Source organism: Azospirillum oryzae (assembly GCF_900177515.1).
GTDB lineage: Bacteria > Pseudomonadota > Alphaproteobacteria > Azospirillales > Azospirillaceae > Azospirillum > Azospirillum oryzae_A.
Genome location: NZ_FXAK01000009.1, coordinates 387,237 through 406,799, shown reverse-complemented (window position 1 = coordinate 406,799; position 19,563 = coordinate 387,237). Strand labels below are relative to the sequence as shown.

Below are 19,563 nucleotides of genomic sequence, written 5' to 3'. Positions count from 1 at the left end.
CGTGTATCCCACCCCCATTCAGGAGCGATCGCGCCCGGTGCGCATCGGCTATCGCGTGTCGCTCTACGCGGCGATGCTGCTGTGGATGACGCCGCTGATCGCCATCATGATGACAGCGATACGGCCCCAGACTGATCTCCTTGCCGGGAATTACTGGCGCCTGCCGTCCCATTTTGCGCTGTTTGAGAATTATCGTGAGGTTTTCGCCACGTCGCCGATGGGCGCGTTCTTCCTGAACAGCGTCGTGATCACCGGTGTGACGGTGATTGCCGTCCTAGTGCTCAGCACCATGGCCGCCGTGGCGCTCGCCAAGTACCCGCTGCCGGGAAGGACGCTGCTGTTCGCCATGTTCATCGGCGGCAATTTCGTACCCTATCAGATTCTGATGATTCCCGTCCGCGACCTCATCCTCCAGCTTGGCCTGTACGACACGGTGTGGGGCTTGATCCTGTTCCACACGGCCTTTCAGATTGGGTTCGCAACGCTGTTCCTGCGCAACTTCATCGCGGCGCTGCCGAACGAACTGTTCGAAGCCGCGCGGCTTGAGGGGGCAAGCGAGTTCCAGATCCTGCGCAAGATCATCGTACCGCTGCTGCGCCCGGCCCTGGCCGGCTTGGCAGTCCTGATCTTCACCTTCGTCTGGAACGATTACTTCTGGGCGCTCGTCCTGGTGCAAAGTGATGCGGCCAAGCCGTTGACGCTCGGTCTCGCCGGCCTCAAGGGCGAATGGCTCACCGCCTGGAACCTGATCTCGGCCGGCGCCCTGTTTGCGGCCTTGCCGCCGGTTGCCTTGTTCTTCCTGATGCAGAAGCATTTCGTGGCAGGACTCACTGCCGGCGCTGTACGGGGATGAGCCGGGTCGTCGGTGGGCTTGTGCGCTGTCAGAATATCGATCGGGACACCAGTCGGGTATTGTCAACTTCGCGGCTGGTTGACGGGCTGAGGGTCCGAACGGCTCTGTTGCAAAGTTTACCGACAAGCGGCGGAATAGCTGGACGCTGTTGGGAGCCAAGCCGTGTCGGACTTCAAGGGACGCCAACTTCGAGGGTGAGGTCGTGCTCTGGGCGGTGCACTGGTATTGCCGATACGGCATCAGCTACCGTGATCTCGAGCAGCTGATGGCCGAACGCGGCGTCACGCTCGATCACTCGACCATTTACCGTTGGGTGCAGAAGTATGCGCCGGAGATCGGGAAGCGGCTACGCTGGCAGTGGCGCTGTCCGAGGTCGACCAACTGGCGGGTCGACGGGACCTACGTGAAGGTCGGTGGCAGGTGGGCCTACCTGTACCGAGCCGTTGACAAGCATGGCAACACCATTGACTTCTACCTCTCTCCCACGCGCAACACCGCCGCCGCCAAGTGCTTTCTGGCCAAGGCGCTGAACGGCTTGAAGGCGTGGGAGACGCCGCCGGTCATCAACACCGATAAGGCGCCAACTTATGGGCTAGGCCTGGCGGAACTGAAAGCCGAGGGCAAATGCCCGGAGGACACGGAGCACCGGCAGGTCAAATACCTGAACAATGTGGTGGAGGCCGACCATGGCAAGCTGAAGCAGCTGATCCGCCCGGTGCGGGGCTTCAAGACCCTGAATACGGCCTACGCAACGATCAAGGGCTTTGAGGTGATGCGGGCGCTCCGCAAAGGCCAAGCGTCCAGCCTCAACATCACCCGCGACATGCAGGGCGAGGCGCGCCTCGTCGAACGCGCCTTCAATCCTGGACCCCGTGTGCTCGCCGAGGCCGTGCAGTTCATCAGCCAGCAGCTCGAACTCCAGGGCGCATAGCATCGGCGGTGATGCCCGTAACCATCATCTCGCGCCTGCCGGCAAGCTTTGCAACAGAGCCACCGGCGCTCCCCTGCCCCGCCGCTCGTGCCGGTGGGTCCACAAGCACGAGCTTTCCCAGATCGGCGTAATGGCTAAAAAGCGGCCCCTCCGATCAACAAAAACGTGTTGTCGCACTTCAGCTTGATTCCGCGACCAGAGCTTTCAGACACCATGATGAAGAGGGCCCGTCCGGACCTCGGAAAGAACCACAGAGCCGGCAGAGCACCTCATCAATGCCGTTGGCGATGATCCTTCTTTTGAGGGCTTGCCTCCTGTGCCCGCAATCAAAGAACCAACGTTCCTCATCCGGCTTCCGGGATGAGACTTGATGCAACCATCATAGGTTCAGCCAAAAAAGTCCCAAATTCCAATGGTCAGGAACGGAAAGGCGCACACTGCCGCCAGGACCACCAGCACGGCCGCGACGAACACGCCGACCTCGCGGAACACGGCATAGGGTGGGACCTTGGCGATCTGCGCCGAGATGAAGACCAGGATACCAACTGGCGGAGTCACGCCACCGAGCTGGAGATTGATGATCATGATGAGGCCGAGTTGGATCGGGTCGATGCCCGCCTGGGTCATCAGCGGCAGGAACAGAGGCGCCGCGATCAGCATCGCCGGCGTCAGGTCCAGGAACATGCCTGCCACGAACAGGGTAAGGTTCATGATCAGCAGCAGCCCGAACTGTCCCTGAGCGGTTTCCCGCGCCCAGCCGATCAGTTCCTGCGGCACGCCTTCGGCGATCAGGATCCAGGCGAAGGGAACCGACGTCGCAATCAGGAAGCCGATCAACGCAGAGTCCGTCGCGCAGTCGATGATGGCCCGGTAGAAGCTGCGCCAGCCATAGGCGCGGTAGACGAACTTACCCAGGATGAAGGCCCAGACCAGCGCCATGACCCCCGCCTCGGTTGCGGTGGTGATCCCCAGACGGATGCAGCCCAGGATCAGCACGGCAATCGCCAAGGTCGGGGCCGCCTGCAGGAAGCTGCTCCAGACCACGCTGACGGGCGCCCGCTTCTTACCTCCCTCGTAGCCGCGGCGGACGGCGAGGATATAGACGACAATCATCAGGGCCATCGCGACCAGCAAACCGGGGATGATGCCGGCGGCGAACAGGCGCGAAATGGAAACATTCGAGACCGAGGCATAGACCAGCATGGCGATGGCTGGCGGAATGATGTTCGGCAGGATCGACGACACCGCGGTGATGGCGCAGGAGAAGGCCGGCGAGTAACCGCGCTTGATCATCTCCGGCACCGCGACCTTGGTGGTGCTCGCTGCGTCGGCTCCCGATGAACCGGAAATACCACCGATCAGCACGCTGTTGACCACCACGACCTGGGCCAGACCGCCGCGGAAATGGCCGAACAGGGATTCAGCAAAATCGATCAGCCGCTCCGACAGGCGCCCGAGATTCAGCAGATAGCCGGACGTCAGGAAGAACGGGATCGCCAGCAGGATGAACTTGGTCGAACCGGCGATCATGTTCTGCAGAATCGCCGGTGCCGGCAGCAGATCGGCGCTCCAGGTCGTCACGAACACGCCCAGCATCATGCAGAAGGCGATCGGCACGCCCATCAGCATGGTGAGGAAGAACACCAGCGTCATCAGCAGGCTGGGCGACACATCCTGGAACGGCGACAGCGCCTGATCCTGCACGACCAGATACATGGCACCGGCCAGCACAACCGACCCGGCCCGGCGCAGCAGCCCGGCCATCGTCGTCTCGCCCAGTAGGAGGAACAGCAGCCCGATGCAGCCCGCCGCCGGAACGACGCCATAGCGCAGGGCGTTCGGCCATTGCAGCGTAGTACTGACCCCGCCGATCCGGTCGGCCAGCTCGTAACCGCTGAAGGTGAACAGCAGGAGCGTCAGCGCGACCAGACTGTCACGCAGGAAATCGACGGCCGGCCGCGCCGTCGCCGGCAAATGATCAACCAGCAGGTCGACATGCACGTGCCGCTTTTGCCGGATCCCGGTCGCCGCACCCAGGAAGATCAGCCAGGTGAAGGCCCAGATCGCGAATTCCTCGGTCCAGGGAAAGCCGCTGTTGAAGAGATAGCGTGCGATCACGCCAACGAAGACGACCAGCGTCAGCGCGATCAGAACCAGGAAATTGACGGCTCCGACGGCGCCTTCGATCAGGCGGCAGACGGTCTCCCCCCAGGCCGGTTGCAATCGGCCGGACAGTGTTTCAGAGCTGGTAGCTTGGACTTCCGACATCATCGGGCCTTTCCGATTGGCCAAACTGCTGGCCGAACCTTTCTGCGGGCGGGCGCGCGGAGGTGCCGAGCATCATCCGCGCGACGGCTTCCCCTCCCGTTACTTCACCGCCTCGATCGCCGGGATCAGCGTGTCGGCACCCGGGATCGTCGGCGTGAACTCCGCCCACACCGGCTTCATCAGCTCACGCCACGCCGCCTTGTCCTTCACCTCATGGATGGTGGCGCCCAGGGCGACGGTCTTGGCGAGCGCCGCCTCGTCCTGCTCCGCCTGCAGCGGCACGATGTCGGCCTGCGCATCATGCGCCGCCTTTTCGATGGCGGCCTGCTGGTCCGCCGTCAGCTTCTGCCACCACGGCTCCGAAACGACCCAGGCACCCATCGCATAGATGTGGCTCAGCTTGGTGTAGTTCGGCGCCACTTCATAGAAGCGGAAGGTCAGATAATTGGTCGCCGTGTTGTCGAAGAAATCGACGACGCCGGTCTGCATGCCGTTGTACACCTCCGGCGCCGGGATCGGCACGGGATTGGCGCCGACCGCCTTCCACAGAGCCACATGGATCGGGCTCTGGATCACCCGCATCTTCTTTCCGGCCGCATCGGCCGGCGTGACGATCGGGTCCTTGCTCATCAGCTGGCGGGCACCATTGACCGAAAAGCCCAGCAGATGGAAGCCCTTCTCGCGAAAGCTGTCGGCCAACGCCTTGGTCAGCACCGCGTTGGCGGCGACCGCGTGCTGGTCGTCGCGGAACAGGAACGGAAGGTCGAGCACCTGCACCTGGGGAATCCAGGTCGTGAAGACCGAGCTGGTGATGATTCCCATCTGGATGGACCCGAGCCGGATGCCTTCCGCCGACTCCGCTTCCGCGCCCAGCAGGCTGTTCGGGAAGATGCGGATCTTGATCGCACCCTTCGTCGCTTCCGATACCGCATCGGCAAAGCGCGTTGCAGCGATGTGCTTGGGGTTGCCTTCCTGAACATCGAGTGACAGGCGGGCGGTGGTGGCGGCGACCGCCGGCACTGTGATGCCGAGGGCGATGGCTGCCAGAGCCAGCCCTGCCAACAGAGCCTTCTTCATGGTTTTCCTCCTTTTGAGATTGTTCTGGGTGTGATTGTTCGGGATCGGAGTTCCGTCCGGAAGGCGACCCGCCCGCCGGGGCCGGGCTCCGGTCACAGGGTGAAGAGCGGCTCGACGCTGCAATCGAGCAGCCGCGGGTCGATGCGGGCTTCCAGTTCGTCGAACATCGCGTCGACGAACTGCACGATTTCGTCGGAAGCCTTGACCGCATCGTCGGCGCGGCGGTTGGCGATGGCGTCGGTCAATGCCAGATGGCAGTCCACACTGCGGTGGAGTGTCGCCTCGCCACCGATGTGGTTCTGGTGCAGGAAGCCGATACGCCGGAAGATCGTGTGCAGCGGACGCAGCGCGTTTCCGACGAAGGGTTCGTTGCCGGCCGCCAGGATCAGGTTGTCGATGCTGCGGTCGAACTCGTTGAACTGATCGATGGTGATCGTCGCCCGCCGCTCCCGCAGCACCCGCGACAGGTGCATCATCTGATTGCGCTGTGTCGGTCCCGACCGTTCAGCGGCAAGGCGCACGACGAAGCGCTCGATGTCGCGGCGCAGTTCCAGCAGCAGCCGATCGCGCGCCAGATCGATGGGAGCGATCTGGATGCCGTTGCGCGGATTGACAATCACCAGCGTGTCGCGGGCCAGCATGCTGACCGCCTGATGGACAGGCGTGCGGCTCAGGCCGGTGATGTCCTGCAGATCCTGGATCGACAGCGACCGGCCGGGCGCCAGCGTGCAGTTGACCAGCAGTTCCTCGAGCTTGCCATAGGCCAGTTCCAGCAGGTTGGCGTGGTTTGCCCGCGCCTGCTTGCGGTCGATGGTGCCACCCGGCTCGATCAGCACCGGCTTGCTGCGTCCACGTCCCATAACGCCGTCCTCCTTTACCGTAAGCTGCCCAGGATCGTTCATGCTCACCCTGCAAACAGTGGCACATTAAAACATGTTGTGAAATATCACAAACGGAAATAGGATGCCCCGGCATGCATGGGCATAGGCACGCGGGGGTCTCAACCTGCCCTGCCCCTCTTCCATGCCTTTGATTTCCCAGAACTTCCTTCCTCATTCATCGCGGGACGGCTCATGAAAATCACCGCCATCGAAACCCTTCGCACCGAAGAGTTCGCCAACGTCCTGTGGGTGCGCGTCCACACTGATGCCGGGATCGTCGGGCTGGGCGAGACGTTCTACGGGGCCGGTGCGGTCGAAGCCCATCTGCACGACACGCTGTCCACGCGGCTTCTGGGCCGGGACCCCTTGCGCATCGAGGCGATCAACCGCGACATGGTTAACCTGCCGCTGGCGCAGTCCTCGACCGGCACGGAATACCGGGCGGCTTCGGCCGTCGACATCGCGCTGTGGGACCTGTTCGGCAAGGCCTGCAACCAGCCGGTCCACCAGATGCTGGGTGGCCTCTGCCATGACCGGGTGCCGGTCTACAACACCTGCGCCGGCTATGGCTATGTCCGCTCCCATCGCATCAAGCCGGTGGACACCTGGAACCTGGGCGCCAGCCCCGGTCCGTATGAGGATCTGAACGCCTTCATGTCGGACGCTGGCGGGCTGGCCGAAAGCCTGCTGGAGCAGGGCATCTCGGCGATGAAGATCTGGCCGTTCGATCCCGCGGCGATCGAGAATGACGGTCGCTTCATCACCGCGGAACAGATGAAGCGCGCTGTCGAGCCGTTCGAGAAGATCCGCAAGGCGGTTGGAGACCGGATGCAGATCATGGTGGAATTCCATTGCCTGTGGAACCTGCCGACGATCAAGCGGATCGCCCGCGTGCTGGAGGACTATCAGCCGACCTGGTATGAGGATCCGATCCGCATGAACTCGGTCAACGCCCTGGCCGAGTTGGCGGCATCGACCAGCGTGCCGATCTGCGCGTCGGAAACCCTGGGATCACGCTTCCCCTACAAGGACATGCTGGAGGCCGGCGCCGTCGGCGTGGTGATGACCGACCTGGCCTGGACCGGCGGGCTGACCGAAGGGCGCAAGATCGCCGCTCTCGCCGACACCTACCACCGTCCCTATGCGCCGCACGACTGCACCGGCCCGGTGGCCTATGCCGCCGCGGTCCATTCCTCGCTGTCGCAGCCCAACACCCTGATCCAGGAGTCGGTGCGCGCCTTCTACACCGGGTGGTACAAGGAACTGGTCACCGAGGTCCCCCGCATCGAAGGCGGCTATGTCTATCCGATGGAAGGGCCGGGACTGGGCACCGACCTGCTGCCCTCGGTGTTCCAACGGTCCGACCTGACCCGTCGCGTCAGCACCTTGGATTGAGGCCCCGCCGCCCGATGGAGACCCACCCCATGAAGACATCCCCGTTCGATCTTTCCGGCCGCACGGCGCTGATCACCGGCTCCATCCGTGGAATCGGTTTCGCGTTCGCCCAGGGACTGGCGGAGGCCGGCGCCCGCGTCATCCTGAACGGGCGCAACGAAGAGTCGCTCGCTGCGGCGGTGACGCGCCTGACCGATCTGGGCCATGCCGCGGAAGGTAGCCTGTTCGACGTGGTGGACGAGGCGGCGGTGGCCGCCGCCTTCTCCGCGCTTGACGAGCGGGGAATTGCCGTCGACATCCTGATCAACAATGCCGGCATCCAGTTCCGCAAGCCGATGGTCGATCTGGCGCTTGCGGACTGGCAGCGCGTCATCGACACCAACCTGACCGGGGCCTTCATCGTCGCCCGCGAGGCGGCGCGTCGGATGATCGCACGGGGGACCGGCGGCAAGATCATCAACATCGGGTCGCTGACCAGCGAGGCGGCGCGGGCGACGGTGGCGCCCTACACCGCTGCCAAGGGCGGCATCAAGATGCTGACGCGGGCGATGGCGGCGGAATGGGCGCGCTTCGACATCCAGGCGAACGCCATCGGGCCGGGCTACATCGCCACCGACATGAACGCGGCCCTGATTCAGGATGCCGCTTTCGATGCCTGGGTGAAAAACAGCAACCCGGCCCAGCGCTGGGGCCAACCGGAGGAACTGACCGGGACCGCGGTGTATCTGGCCTCGTCGGCGTCGAACTACGTCAACGGACAGATCATCTATGTCGATGGCGGCTGGCTGGCCGTCCTGTAATAGGTTCGCATTCATTTGCCGGTGCGGCCGGAAGCCGGAGGATACGGTTCCCGGCCGCACCGGGTTGGACTTGCCCGGAGCAAGTGGAGAACGAGTGTGTCGATTCTACGCAGCGACCTCAAAGACACAGGGGCTTTTGAAGCCGAGTGAGGAGTGTCGCCGGATTGGATTACAGAAGCCGTCGATGTAGCGGCCAATGGCGATTTCAGCCTGCCGCCGCGAAGTAAAGATCGTACGTCACACCAGCTCTGTCTTCAAGGTCTTGAACACAGTCTCCACCATCGCGTTATCGTAGCAGTTCCCGTGCCCGCTCACCGAAACCAACATCGCGCTCTCCTGCAACACCTTCTGGCAATCATCCGAACAGTATTTTCTTCCACGATCTGAATAATGGATCAGACCGGGAGGTGGCTGCCGAACGGCAATTGCCCGCTTCAACGCCGTGATCGCCAACTCCTTGGTGATCCGGTCACTGGTTGCCCATCCCACAATCCGGCGGGAGTGCAGATCCAGCACGATGGCGAGATAAAGCCAGCCGTCAGCGGTCCAGACGTAGGAAATGTCGGTTCCTCATTTCCGGTTCGGCGCCGGAGCGGAGAAAACCTCGTTCTCACAACGCAGACGGACCAGTTCCTTTTGCACATCGTCATGTGGACCGGACAGAAGCTCCGCTTCCTGATACTGCGATCTCCATCGCGTCAGCGTTGATTTGCCGATCCCCAAATCAGCCGCCAGTTCCTCGACAGTCCGGCCGCTCGTTGCGATAAGCCGAACAGCTTCCCGCTTGAGGTCTTCCGTCAGCTTACGCCGATGCCCGTCACCCATGCCAAACATCCTGGTCCCTCAGACCATAGATGGAGGCTCTCCACTTGCTCCGGGCAAGTCCACCAAGACCTTCGGTTGCGGTTCAATTTACCGCAGCCGGGTGTCTCATCGAACTGTGCCGCACCCCAGCCGTAATCTCGTGACTTTCAATATATGGAGCAGCGCTTGACCTGCGCGCGTCACGAGTTCTGTAGTCGAACAAGGACTTTTCCGACCGCCTTGCCGCTATCCTGGAACTCATGTGCTTTGGCCACAGCGTCGAGGTCAAATGTGTTGGCGATCCGCGGGGTATAGGCTCCGGACGCGGCGCAGGCGGAGACCTCCTCGGCCGCCTGCCGCATCGCTGCATCCGGCATGGTGTAGACATAGACGAAACGGAACAGGAAGCCGCCTAGCAGGGCCGGGAAGAACGGGATCGTGAGAGAGGCCTGCGGCGATTTTGTTGAGTAGGCCGAGATGACGCCGTCGCTCGCGAGACAGGCGATCGCCACATCGATGTTGGCGGCGATGTCCACGTCGACGATGCGGTCGACCCCCTGGCCGGCGGTCGCAGATCTCACCGCCTGGGAGACGTCTTCCTCATGCCTGTTGACGACAAGATCGGCACCGGCCGCTCGGGCGACATCCGCCTGTTCGTCGCGGCTCACCGTCGCCGCCACCCACGCCCCCGCCCATTTCGCAAGGAGGATCGCCGCATTGCCCACGGCGCCCGCTCCGCCCTGAACGAGAACCCGCCTGCCGCGCAGGTCGCCGTCCGCGAACAGGCACCGGTGCGCGGTCATCGCCGGAACGCCGAGGGACGCGCCGATCTCGAAGGACACGTTGTCGGCAAGCCTGACGGCCTGCACCGAAGGCACGACGACAAATTCGGCCGCGGTACCGAACGCCCTCCCCGTTTGCGCCATATAGATCCAGACCCGCTCGCCGATGCGTTCTGAAGGAACACCGGGGCCGACATCGTCGATGACGCCCGCTCCGTCCTGATGCGGCACGATCCGCGGGAACGGCATGGCCTTGCCGCCAAAACCGGTCCTCGTCTTGATGTCGGAAGGATTGATGCCGGAGGCGACCACCCTCACCCGGACCTCCCCGGCTCCCGGCTGCGGATCGGGCAGGTCGCCGACGGTCAGCACCTCCCTCGCGGTTCCCTGTCTGTCGTAGAAAGCAGCCCGCATGATGACGCACCTCTCAAATTGGCTGCTTCCAGCTAGGCGCGACACAGGCGAACTTGCAAGTAGGCAACAGTTCTGCCTATAGGGATAGAAATTACACTGTTGGAGCGATCGATGACCGTTGGCCGGAAATGCCCTGTCGAAACCACCGTCGACGTTACCGGAGGCAAGTGGAAGCCGATGATCATCTACCGCCTCCTCGACGGTCCGCGCCGTTTCGGCGAGCTGCGCCGCTTGGTCGGAGACCCGAGCCAGCGCTCTCTGACGATGCAACTCCGCGAACTCGAAGCCGACGGGATCGTCGCCCGGGAAGTCTTCGCCGAGGTCCCTCCGCGCGTGGAGTATTCGCTCACTCCGTTCGGGCAGACCCTTGCGCCCGTACTGATGGCGATGCGGGATTGGGGCGTCGCGTTTCAGGAGCGGGGCGTGTCCGCAAAGGGCTAGCCCACATCCCGCCGACCGGTTCCGGAGTTCGCCGAAAACCGCTCCACGAAGAAGTCGATCAGCACCCTGACCTTTCTGGATACGTGCGATCCCGGTGGCCTGACGATGTAGACGCCGATTTCCGGCAGGCTGTATTCCGCCATGATCGGCACGAGGGCGCCTGCGGTCACATAGCTTTGCGCGATGACGACAGGGAGCGCCGCGACGCCCAGTCCGGCCGCCGTCCCTTCGGCGATGCCCACGGCGCTGTCCGCCTTGAACCGTCCCTGACCGTTGACGACGACCGTCCTGCTGCCGTCGGATAGCTTCCAGCTTTCGGTTCCCTGCAGGATCGCCTGATGGTCGAGCAGGTCCGAGGGCTTCTGCGGGACGCCGTGGACCCGCAGGTATTCCGGGTTGGCGAACAGGCCGGCCGCGAAGGCGCCGATCTTTCTCGCCGTCAGGTTCGAATCCTGGAGGTAGCCGACCCGTATGCCGCAGTCGAAGCCTTCCGCCACCAGATCGACATATCGGTCACTGTAATGGGCGTGAAGCTGCAGGAGCGGATGCCGCCGGGCGAGTTCGGCGAGCGCCGGCGCGAAGTGTCCGGGACCGAAGGACGAGGGAACCGCCACGCGCAGCCGTCCTCTCAGCTCTCCGGTGGGCAGCATCTCCTCGCGGGCGATGTCCATCTCAAGGCACATGCGGGCGGCGTGCTCGCGGAAGGAAACGCCCGCCTCCGTGAGCGAGGCGCCTCTCGTCGTCCTCGCCAGAAGCTGGACGCCAAGCTCACTCTCGAGGCGGACCAGCCGTCGGCTGACGATCGACTTCGGCAGGCCGAGACGCCGTGCGGCGACTGTGATCCCACCGCCGTCGGCGACTTCGACGAAGGTCTGCATGTCCTCGAAGCTGACCATTCTAGCGTTCCGATTTCCGTTCCATAGAGTGGCTTTTTATAGGGATACCGTGCCGTTATTCGCAACGCTAGATTCCAGTCATCGAGCGGATCGAAACCAATGTCACCCACCGCCGCCGACATGAAAAAGGAACACGGCAATGCACAAGAACGTCTTCACCCCGGAGAATTCCGCCATGCTGCTGATCGACCACCAGATCGGCACGATGGCCTGGACCCACTCGCACGACATCAACCTGGTCAAGCAGAACGCGCTGAAGCTCGCCCGCATCGCCAAGGCCGCCAACATTCCGACCATCCTGACATCAAGCATGGAAGACCAGATCCAGGGGCCGCTGCTGCCGGAACTCGAAGCAATCCTGCCCGAGGCCTTCGAAGCCCGCATCAAGCGTCCCGGTATCGTCAACGCCATGCACCACAACGGCTTCAACCAGGCCGTCAAGGCGATCGGCCGCAAGAAGCTGTTCGTCGCAGGCGTGACGACGGAGATCTGCGTCACCTTCCCGGTCCTGCAGATGCTCGACGAGGGCTACGAAGTCCAGGTCTCGGCCGACGCGTCCGCCTCCTACACCAAGTACGGCGACGACATCGCGCTGCGGCGCATGGAAAAGGCCGGCGCGGTCATCACGACCGTCGACCAGATCATCTCCGAGCTTGCCGTCGACTGGACGAGCCCGCTCGGCCAGAAGCTCGTCGGCATCCTGAACTACCATTGAACACAGGATACCCGTGTTCGGCGCGGGCGGCAGAGCCCGCGCCGGGATCGGAGGAAGACGTCCATGACCATTACCAGGATTCCTGCAGGCCGGATGCTCGGCGACTTCAGGCAAGGCTTCGGCGTCGAGATCCTGTATCCCGGACTGACGCTCACGTCAGACGACAGCGGGATCGGCCCAATCGGCAGGATCGATCGCGCCCAGGTTCAACCCGGCCACCTCATCGGCATGCACCCGCACAAGGATGACGAGATACTGACTTACATCCGCAGCGGCGAGATGCTCCACCGCGACACAGTCGGAAATGAGAAGAGGCTCGACAAGACGCACTTCATGATGATGAACGCCGGCCATAGCTTCCAGCACGAGGAACTGATGCTTGGCAACCGCCCGGTGCAGGCGCTGCAGATATTCCTGCGGCCGAAGGCACCCGATCTTGAGCCGATGGTGCAGTTCCATGAGTTCCAGGAGGAGACCAGTGTCGATAGCTGGCGTCTGATCGCCGGGCCAAAGGAAGCTCCGCTGACGGTACGATCCGATGTCAGGGTCTTCGACGCCAGGATCAGCGATGGCGCTGAATTGCGACTGCCGGCCGCCGAGGCGGGAAGGAGTATCCTGCTTTACGTCTTCAGCGGAAAGATCACCCTGGGGAACGAGAATATCTCGGAAGGCGAAAGCCTGTTAACGACCGGGTTCGATGCTCATCCGACCGGATTGGAGGCGTCCGATATCGTGTTGTTCTCGATCGATACCAAGGCTGAGGTCTACCGCGGCGGCATGTTCAGCGGGAACCAGAGGCAGCGATTCCGCTGACCGGAACTGCCCAACGAGACTTCGGACGAGAATGCCTAGTTCAGCAGACGGTTCTCTCGCAGGCGCGCCACCGCCAGATCAATGAACGCCCTCACCTTCGCGGGAGCATGGCGCCCCTCGGGGTAGAGGATATGGATGGGCAATGGCGGCTCCTCGTAGTCGCCGAGCACGATCCGCAGATGCCCCTCTACGAGCGCCGGGCCGATCTGATAATGGAGAACCCGCGTCAGGCCCCAGCCTGCCCTGGCGGTTGCGATCACCGCTTCGTTGGTATTGCATTGAAGGACAGGGTCGACCGTCACCCGCTGATCACCGGCGAACCGCCACTCCGGGGATGCCCATGCGCTGGTCGACGCCGCGATCCGGTGGCTTTTGAGGTCGGCCGGCGTCAGCGGGACGCCATGACGCTCGAAATAGGCCGGGGAGCCGCAGATCACCCGCCGGACCGTACCGACCTTGATGGCGGTAAAGCCCGAATCCGCCAGATGGCCGATCCGCACCGCGACATCGATGCCTTCCTCGACGATGTTGACGGGCCGATCGATGAAGAGCGTCCGGGCGCGCATCCCCGGATGGCTGTTCAGGAATTCGGTCATGATCGGCAGCACATACATCTGCCCGAAGAGCGCGGAGGCCGTGACGGCGAGCGTTCCGGTGGGGTTGGCATAGGAGCCGCCCGCCGCGGCTTCCGCCTCCGCGATGTCAGAGAGGATCCGGCGGCAATCCTCGAAGTAACGGGTGCCCGCTTCGGTCAGCTTGACCGAACGCGTGGTGCGGACGAACAGTCTGGCACCGATCACATCCTCCAGCGAAGCCACGGCACGCGTCACCGCGGGCGCACTCAGGTGCATGAGGCGGGCAGTCTCGGCAAAGCTCCCGGTCTCCGCCACCTTCGCGAAAACCTTCATTGCCTGCCAACGATCCATCTGCCGCCGCCTCCCGCACGCTCAAAGGATTTTCATGAGTGACTCTGAACCGGCACCAGGATCCCGCTTCAGCATGTCCTCGTAATAGCCGGGCAATTGCCGGTCCGGCAAACGGAGTTTGAATGGATGCCGTAGGGGATGCAGCAGCACGGCGACCGCCGCGAAGGGCCGCAGGATGGAGAGTCCAAAGTCAGAGTCCATGATGCCGGGCCTTTGCGGATGAGCGTTTCATCAAGGCCGCTGCCAGATGTTCGATCTCCAGGCAGGCGGGGCCGTCGATCCCGGCCCTCGCCGCCCGCTCCCGCCGCACCGCGCGATCCTCGTCGCTCGACGCGAGTGCGAGTGCTATCGCCTGTGAGATGGGAAAGTCGAAGCTGGATCCCTTTCTTGCCGCATCGACTTCGGCTCCGGTCAGACCGAGCCTGTTGGCGTCGGCATCCTGTCGCAAAAGCAGCGGTACGTCACCGCTGCCGGCAGTCAGAGCGAGTTCGATCGACATCCGCGCCCGCTCGTTGAGAGTGAATCCAGACATGACGGCAATCCTCGTTCGGTGATGTCGGCGTCAGAAGCCGAAATGGCTGAGACCGGGATGGTCATCCGGCCGGCGGCCGAGCGGCCAGTGGAACTTGCGGTCCGCCTCGGCGATCGGGTGTTCGTTGATGCTGGCATGCCGGGCGCGCATCAGCCCGTCTTCGGCGAATTCCCAGTTCTCGTTGCCATAGGCGCGGTACCACTGGCCGCTGTCGTCGCGATACTCATAGGCGTAGCGCACCGCGATGCGGTTTCCCGCAAAGGCCCAGAGTTCCTTGATCAGCCGGTAGTCGAGTTCCTTGTTCCATTTGCGGGTGAGGAAGGCTTGGACCTCGGCGCGGCCGGTCACGAATTCGGCGCGGTTCCGCCAGCGGCTGTCCTCGGTGTAGGCGAGAGCGACCTTCGCCGGATCGCGGCTGTTCCAGCCATCCTCGGCGAGCCGGACCTTCTCGATGGCGGAGGCTTCGGTGAAGGGGGGAAGCGGCGGACGGGACATGGAGTGCTCCTTGAGATGGGTAAGATGGGCAGGGGAGACGGGCGGCAGGGGAGTTGCCGCCCGTGCTTAAGATCACGCGGCGAGGCTGTCGATGCGGGGGAAGTCGATCTCGGTTCCCAGCGCTTCGTTGACGTAATTGGTGAAAGTGTTGAGGGCGACATGCGCAATGATCTCGAGGATCTCCGCATCGCCATAGCCGGCGGCGCGGACCACCTCGATCGCTTGCGTCCCGACGGTGCCGCGGGCAACGGCCAGTGCCTTGGCGAACTCCACCGCCGCCGCAGCCTTGGGATCGTTCGAGCTTCCCCGGCGGTTGGCCGCGATCTCGCTGTCGTCGAGCTTCGCGAACTTGGCACCGGTGAAGGTGTGGGCGGACAGGCAATAGTCGCAGCCATTCACTTCGGCCATGGCGAGCGCGATCCGCTCGCGGGTCGCCAGTGGCAGCTTGCCCTTGCCGAGAGCGCCCTGGAAGGCGGTCCAGCCGCCCAGCGCCGCCGGGCTGTTCGAAACCAGGCGGAAGATATTCGGCACCCGGCCGAGCTGCTTCTGCACGCCCTCCAGGATCGGGCGCGATGCCTCGGGGGCATCTTCGATGGTCGCGGGGGTCGGAATGTAGGACATCGTCTTTTCTCCGGTTGTGTGGGGGAAGTTTGGGTCAGAGAGCGAGTTGGATGCGGTTCTCCTCATCCGTTCCGGTTTCGGCCGGCACGGCGCTGCAGATCAGGACCTCGTCGGCGGCGATGCTGGCGGTCGGTTCGCGGACATAGGTCACGGCACCCTTGAGCAGCTTGGTCCGGCAGGTTCCGCATGAGCCTTCGCGGCAGCTGAACTCGGGCGCCAGGCCGCGCGCTTCCGCCAGCTCCAGCAAGGTGCCGGAACTCGGCGTCCAGCGGTCTTCCTTCATCGAGTCCATAAAGGCCACGGGCACCGGCTTGGTGGACGGCGGGGAACGGACAGCGGGTGCGGCGCCGGCATCCGCCGTGCGCTTCAAAGATGACGGCCCGAAGGCCTCGGCATGGATCCGCGCGTCGCCGATGTTGCGGCTCCGCAACCCGTCATACAGCGCCTGCGTGAAGGTGGGCGGGCCGCACAGGTAGAAATCATAGTCGTCGAACGGCAGGAAGCGGGTCAGCAGGGCCATGTCGATGCGGCCGGCCGCATCGTAGTCGACGCCTTCCTCGGTCTGGCCGGGATCGCTCAGAACCCGGACCCATTTGACAGCCCCTTGCGCGGCGTTCACCAGTTCGGCGATCTCCCGCTCGAAGGGGCGGTCCGACTTCGAACGCGCGGCCTGGATCAGGATGGTCTGCCGCATCCGCTGCTTGCGCAGCCCCTCGTAGACGATGTGGCGCAGCATCGCCAGCAGCGGCGTGATCCCGATACCGCCGGCCAGCAGGACCGCGGGCCTCGTCCCGTACGGGTCGATGGTGAAATTGCCGTCGGGCGCGCGGGCTTCGATGACGTCCCCGGCGCGGATGGTGTCGTGCAGGTGACGCGACACCAGCCCTTCCCGCTTGACGCTGATGCGGTAGAGGCCGTCTGACGGCGCTGCGGACAGCGTGTAGGTGCGGACGATCGGCTTGTCGGAACCGGGAACGGTCACGCGGATCGGCAGATGTTGACCGGCGGCATGGGGCAGAAGGCCCGCCCCATCGGCCGGCTGCAGGTGGAAGGAACGGATTGCCGGGGTCTCGTCGACGATCTTCGTCACCCGATAGGGCCGCCAGCTCTTCGACAATTCGGTCGCCTGCAACCGGGCTGCCGCCTGCGCCCAATCGCCGGTCATCAGCGAGCTTGGTGACCAGCCATCCTTGCGGAACGACCAGCGCAGAGCCAGTGCGCCGGCCCGGCGCAGGATGCGGCGCGGCCGGAAGGTCCACAGCCGCTCGGCACCCTGGAACGCAGCGATCTCCGGCGAGTCCAGGATCACTTCGGCATCGCCGGTCATCTGCAGCAGGTCGCCGCGCTCGTAATCGACGAAGACCAGACCGGCCTTGCCGTTGAGGACGATGTTCCCGAGGGTCGCGAAGAAGAGGTTGCCATTGAAATCTGGCACCGTGAGCGTGCCATCCTCCGCGACGCGGACGAAACCCGCCTTGCCGCCGCGATGGGACACGTCGACCTGCCGGCGTTCCGCACGGTCGGCGTAGGTCGCGACGAAGAAGGCGTCCGCCGCCCCGATCATGGCACGCGCCGACGGGTCGAGTTGGGGCAACTCCTCCACCACGGCGGTGAACGGCTCCGCCGGATCCCTGGCGAAGTCGAGGTCGCGAAGCTGGATGTAGCGGGGACAGTTGCCGAAGCTCTGGTCGACATCGACCCGAAATCCGGTTTCGTCGGCCGTGACGATGCCGTTCATGCGGTTGCGGCGGCGGGTGTGCATCTCGATGCCCAGCAGGCCGACGGGATCGCCGTCGCGCATCCCCTCGCCCGCCGGATCGCCGGGATCGGCGTGGGCGGCGATGTCGAGCCTCGTTGGCGTCGGTGACGACAGGAAGCCCGGCTTGCCGGTGAGGAGGGTGGCCCATGGGTCGCCTGCCGGATCGACGCTGCCCAGCACGATGGCGGGAAGCTGGGCATAGAAGTCGCGGTGCTGGTCGGGCATATGGTCGCGGATCACCCGCTGGCCGACGGCCGCCATCCGCTCGGCCACCCCCAGCTTCTCCTGGATGAACGTCTCACCCTCATGCCAAGTCGGCAGCGTCGTCAGAGTCGCGGTCATCGTCGATGTCCCTTGCTGGGGGTTGCGGGGCGCGCCCGGGTGCGGGGTCAGGCCGCCAAGCCGACCGGCGTCTGCACGAACGGAATGAAGCCCGGCAGAGCTTCGATGCGGCGGAGGAAGGCATTGACGGACGGGTAGGCCTGGAGGTCGACGTTGCCTTCCGGGGCCCGGGCGACATAGCTGTAGATCGCGACGTCCGCGATCGTCGGATGGTCGCCGACCAGCCAGTCCTGTCCGCTCAGCCTGCTTTCGAGACGGGCCAGGAGGGTATGCGCCCGGCCGATGACCTCGTCGGCATTGAACTTCGCCCCGAACACCGTGATGAGCCGGGCGGCCGCGGGGCCGTAAGCCACCTCTCCGGCTGCCACGGACAGCCAGCGCTGAACCGCGGCCGCACCGCTCGGATCTTCCGGAAGCCAGTCGCCCCGCCCTGCCTTCTTGGCGAGATAGACCAGGATCGCGTTTGAATCGGCGACGATGACACCGTCGTCATCCAGAACCGGCACTTGGCCGAAGGGGTTGAGCTTCAGGAATTCGGGGCTCTTGTGCGCACCGGCCGCAAGGTCGACCTCGACCAACTCATGGGGCAGGCTGAGCAGCGAGACGAACAGGCGAGCCCGATGCGCGTGGCCCGACAGGGGATGATGATAGAGCTTCATTTTCCAAGTCCCGTGATCTGTTGGACGGGGTCATTCCCGTTCCGCATCACCAGACTGCTGCATCCGCCTCGGGGTGAGAATGGGCGGGTTCGGCACTTCATCATTGCGTGGGATGAAATGATCCCTTGGCTCCCTTTTTGACCGGTCATGCAGAGGATCGCGGATTCCCGTCGATCTATCGCTCTCTGATGATCGGCCACGCCGAAGAGGCGTATGAAAACAATATGGAAGCCAGGAACTCGGTTCGACTCCCGCATGCTCCGATCTATGGCCCGTTATGCAGGGAGACCGAGATGATCCATGGCACTATTGCCTGAACCGCTCCGGTTTTGCCGGAGGCCATATGGCTTGAGACACGCCGCCATGGCGACGTCCTCGGTTTGAGCATAGTAGCGGGCTTCGGCCTCGGCGGGAGGAATGTTGCCGATGGGTTCGAGTAGGCGCCGGTGGTTGAACCAGTCGACCCATTCCAGGGTGGCGAACTCGACAGCCTCCAGGGTGCGCCAGGGACCGCGGCGCCGGATCACCTCGGTCTTGCTCGAGACCGTTGATGGTCTCGGAAGGCGTTATCGTAGGAATCGCCGACGCTCCCTACGGAGGGCTCGACACCGGCATCGGTCAGGCACTCGGTGTATCGAATAGCGACATATTGCGACCCACGATCCGAATGGTGGATGAGACCGCCGCCTTCGGCCGGTCGGCGGTCGTGAAGCGCCTGCTCCAGAGCGTCCAGCGCAAAATCAGCGTGTGCTGTGCTGGATACCCTCCAGCCCACGATGCGGCGCGCGAAGACCTCGATGACGAAGGTCACGTAGACGAAGCCCTGCCATATCGGTACGTAGGTGAAATCGGCCAACCACGATCTCAAGTTCGTGCACAATGCTGATCAGCATCGCTCATGCCTTTTGATGTCGGGTCTTCGGAAGCCGCGGGCACGAAGCCACTCGCAATTTTTTCGTGAGGGAAGCTTCAATCGTCGGAGTTCCACGGTGTCTCTTGGAAGAATAGGCGGCCCACCTGAATCAGCCACGAAAGGGCATTCGGCAGGCTGCCTATCCTCACCGGCTACGACATCGGCCGAAGGCACACGGTTCCGGCAGCGAACTGGCCAGGATACATCCGGCCGTGACTGGGCGTACCGTCGTCTGGCGCCGCAATC

At 63.8% G+C, this 19,563-nt stretch carries 17 protein-coding genes and 4 pseudogenes; 7 read left to right on the top strand and 14 right to left on the bottom strand.

Annotated elements, in window-relative coordinates; translation table 11 throughout:
* Position 1 precedes the first annotated feature (1 nt).
* Both B9N97_RS30300 and B9N97_RS30295 read left to right on the top strand, forming a co-directional pair.
* Complete coding sequence (locus tag B9N97_RS30300) at positions 2-853, top strand: carbohydrate ABC transporter permease (protein ID WP_085091529.1); 852 nt, start codon at positions 2-4, stop codon at positions 851-853.
* A gap of 162 nt (positions 854-1,015) precedes the next feature.
* Positions 1,016-1,784 (top strand): annotated as a pseudogene (locus tag B9N97_RS30295) (IS6 family transposase).
* 387 nt (positions 1,785-2,171) lie between these two features.
* Here the strand turns inward: B9N97_RS30295 and B9N97_RS30290 are convergent.
* From B9N97_RS30290 to B9N97_RS30280, 3 genes are all read right to left on the bottom strand, one after another.
* Positions 2,172-4,055 carry a TRAP transporter large permease gene (locus B9N97_RS30290; RefSeq protein ID WP_085091527.1) on the bottom strand — a complete coding sequence of 628 codons (1,884 nt, stop codon included), beginning with the start codon at positions 4,053-4,055 and terminating at the stop codon, positions 2,172-2,174.
* 96 nt (positions 4,056-4,151) lie between these two features.
* Positions 4,152-5,129, bottom strand: a complete 978-nt coding sequence (locus B9N97_RS30285; RefSeq protein WP_085091526.1) for a TRAP transporter substrate-binding protein — start codon at positions 5,127-5,129, stop codon at positions 4,152-4,154.
* 92 nt (positions 5,130-5,221) lie between these two features.
* Complete coding sequence (locus B9N97_RS30280; protein ID WP_085091525.1) at positions 5,222-5,989, bottom strand: GntR family transcriptional regulator; 768 nt, start codon at positions 5,987-5,989, stop codon at positions 5,222-5,224.
* Between the two features lie 213 nt (positions 5,990-6,202).
* Between B9N97_RS30280 and B9N97_RS30275 the strand changes: the two genes are divergently transcribed.
* Both B9N97_RS30275 and B9N97_RS30270 read left to right on the top strand, forming a co-directional pair.
* A complete protein-coding gene (locus B9N97_RS30275) occupies positions 6,203-7,405 on the top strand; it encodes a mandelate racemase/muconate lactonizing enzyme family protein (RefSeq protein WP_085091524.1) in 1,203 nt (400 codons plus the stop codon).
* A gap of 29 nt (positions 7,406-7,434) precedes the next feature.
* Positions 7,435-8,205 carry an SDR family oxidoreductase gene (locus tag B9N97_RS30270; protein WP_085091523.1) on the top strand — a complete coding sequence of 257 codons (771 nt, stop codon included), beginning with the start codon at positions 7,435-7,437 and terminating at the stop codon, positions 8,203-8,205.
* Between the two features lie 105 nt (positions 8,206-8,310).
* Here the strand turns inward: B9N97_RS30270 and B9N97_RS30265 are convergent.
* The 3 genes and pseudogenes from B9N97_RS30265 to B9N97_RS30260 form a co-directional block, all read right to left on the bottom strand.
* Positions 8,311-8,805: pseudogene (locus tag B9N97_RS30265) on the bottom strand (IS3 family transposase); the annotation flags it as partial.
* Between the two features lie 27 nt (positions 8,806-8,832).
* A pseudogene (locus B9N97_RS37080) lies at positions 8,833-9,030 on the bottom strand (transposase); the annotation flags it as partial.
* A 179-nt stretch (positions 9,031-9,209) separates the two neighbouring features.
* The gene (locus B9N97_RS30260; protein WP_244561016.1) at positions 9,210-10,163 is read right to left on the bottom strand and encodes an NADPH:quinone reductase; all 954 of its coding nucleotides are present in this window, start codon (positions 10,161-10,163) and stop codon (positions 9,210-9,212) included.
* A gap of 153 nt (positions 10,164-10,316) precedes the next feature.
* Between B9N97_RS30260 and B9N97_RS30255 the strand changes: the two genes are divergently transcribed.
* Complete coding sequence (locus B9N97_RS30255) at positions 10,317-10,646, top strand: winged helix-turn-helix transcriptional regulator (protein WP_085091521.1); 330 nt, start codon at positions 10,317-10,319, stop codon at positions 10,644-10,646.
* Here B9N97_RS30255 and B9N97_RS30250 read toward each other — a convergent pair.
* A complete protein-coding gene (locus tag B9N97_RS30250; RefSeq protein WP_085091520.1) occupies positions 10,643-11,542 on the bottom strand; it encodes a LysR family transcriptional regulator in 900 nt (299 codons plus the stop codon). The two genes, B9N97_RS30255 and B9N97_RS30250, sit on opposite strands and share 4 nt — an antisense overlap.
* Positions 11,543-11,681: 139 nt before the next feature.
* On the opposite strand from B9N97_RS30250, the gene B9N97_RS30245 reads away from it, so the two are divergent.
* Positions 11,682-12,257, top strand: a complete 576-nt coding sequence (locus tag B9N97_RS30245) for an isochorismatase family protein (RefSeq protein ID WP_085091519.1) — start codon at positions 11,682-11,684, stop codon at positions 12,255-12,257.
* 63 nt (positions 12,258-12,320) lie between these two features.
* Entirely contained in the window at positions 12,321-13,070 is a 750-nt protein-coding gene (locus B9N97_RS30240) for a pirin family protein (RefSeq protein WP_085091518.1), read from the top strand.
* A gap of 35 nt (positions 13,071-13,105) precedes the next feature.
* Here the strand turns inward: B9N97_RS30240 and B9N97_RS30235 are convergent, their stop codons facing one another.
* The 7 genes and pseudogenes from B9N97_RS30235 to B9N97_RS30200 form a co-directional block, all read right to left on the bottom strand.
* Positions 13,106-13,996 (bottom strand): LysR family transcriptional regulator, encoded by an 891-nt coding sequence (locus B9N97_RS30235; RefSeq protein WP_085091517.1) that lies wholly within the window; start codon positions 13,994-13,996, stop codon positions 13,106-13,108.
* A 190-nt stretch (positions 13,997-14,186) separates the two neighbouring features.
* Positions 14,187-14,528 (bottom strand): hypothetical protein, encoded by a 342-nt coding sequence (locus B9N97_RS30225; protein WP_208621309.1) that lies wholly within the window; start codon positions 14,526-14,528, stop codon positions 14,187-14,189.
* A 30-nt stretch (positions 14,529-14,558) separates the two neighbouring features.
* On the bottom strand, positions 14,559-15,023 hold the full coding sequence (locus B9N97_RS30220; RefSeq protein ID WP_085091515.1) for a nuclear transport factor 2 family protein: 465 nt from the start codon (positions 15,021-15,023) through the stop codon (positions 14,559-14,561).
* Positions 15,024-15,095: 72 nt separating this feature from the next.
* Positions 15,096-15,644: a carboxymuconolactone decarboxylase family protein gene (locus tag B9N97_RS30215; protein WP_085091514.1), complete on the bottom strand. Its 549-nt coding sequence runs from the start codon at positions 15,642-15,644 to the stop codon at positions 15,096-15,098.
* A 34-nt stretch (positions 15,645-15,678) separates the two neighbouring features.
* Positions 15,679-17,745, bottom strand: a complete 2,067-nt coding sequence (locus B9N97_RS30210) for a 2Fe-2S iron-sulfur cluster-binding protein (protein WP_085091513.1) — start codon at positions 17,743-17,745, stop codon at positions 15,679-15,681.
* Positions 17,746-17,792: 47 nt separating this feature from the next.
* Positions 17,793-18,404: a glutathione S-transferase family protein gene (locus tag B9N97_RS30205; protein ID WP_085091512.1), complete on the bottom strand. Its 612-nt coding sequence runs from the start codon at positions 18,402-18,404 to the stop codon at positions 17,793-17,795.
* Between the two features lie 275 nt (positions 18,405-18,679).
* Positions 18,680-19,263, bottom strand: a pseudogene (locus tag B9N97_RS30200) (IS3 family transposase); the annotation flags it as partial.
* Between the last annotated feature and the right edge of the window lie 300 nt (positions 19,264-19,563).

Bases quoted from the DNA above. Each gene is read 5' to 3' on its own strand.
- B9N97_RS30290 (WP_085091527.1), bottom strand. From the start codon at position 4,055: ATGATGTCGGAAGTCCAAGCTACCAGCTCTGAAACACTGTCCGGCCGA.
- B9N97_RS30285 (WP_085091526.1), bottom strand. From the start codon at position 5,129: ATGAAGAAGGCTCTGTTGGCAGGGCTGGCTCTGGCAGCCATCGCCCTC.
- B9N97_RS30280 (WP_085091525.1), bottom strand. From the start codon at position 5,989: ATGGGACGTGGACGCAGCAAGCCGGTGCTGATCGAGCCGGGTGGCACC.
- B9N97_RS30275 (WP_085091524.1), top strand. From the start codon at position 6,203: ATGAAAATCACCGCCATCGAAACCCTTCGCACCGAAGAGTTCGCCAAC.
- B9N97_RS30270 (WP_085091523.1), top strand. From the start codon at position 7,435: ATGAAGACATCCCCGTTCGATCTTTCCGGCCGCACGGCGCTGATCACC.
- B9N97_RS30255 (WP_085091521.1), top strand. From the start codon at position 10,317: ATGACCGTTGGCCGGAAATGCCCTGTCGAAACCACCGTCGACGTTACC.
- B9N97_RS30250 (WP_085091520.1), bottom strand. From the start codon at position 11,542: ATGGTCAGCTTCGAGGACATGCAGACCTTCGTCGAAGTCGCCGACGGC.
- B9N97_RS30245 (WP_085091519.1), top strand. From the start codon at position 11,682: ATGCACAAGAACGTCTTCACCCCGGAGAATTCCGCCATGCTGCTGATC.
- B9N97_RS30240 (WP_085091518.1), top strand. From the start codon at position 12,321: ATGACCATTACCAGGATTCCTGCAGGCCGGATGCTCGGCGACTTCAGG.
- B9N97_RS30235 (WP_085091517.1), bottom strand. From the start codon at position 13,996: ATGGATCGTTGGCAGGCAATGAAGGTTTTCGCGAAGGTGGCGGAGACC.
- B9N97_RS30225 (WP_208621309.1), bottom strand. From the start codon at position 14,528: ATGTCTGGATTCACTCTCAACGAGCGGGCGCGGATGTCGATCGAACTC.
- B9N97_RS30220 (WP_085091515.1), bottom strand. From the start codon at position 15,023: ATGTCCCGTCCGCCGCTTCCCCCCTTCACCGAAGCCTCCGCCATCGAG.
- B9N97_RS30215 (WP_085091514.1), bottom strand. From the start codon at position 15,644: ATGTCCTACATTCCGACCCCCGCGACCATCGAAGATGCCCCCGAGGCA.
- B9N97_RS30210 (WP_085091513.1), bottom strand. From the start codon at position 17,745: ATGACCGCGACTCTGACGACGCTGCCGACTTGGCATGAGGGTGAGACG.
- B9N97_RS30205 (WP_085091512.1), bottom strand. From the start codon at position 18,404: ATGAAGCTCTATCATCATCCCCTGTCGGGCCACGCGCATCGGGCTCGC.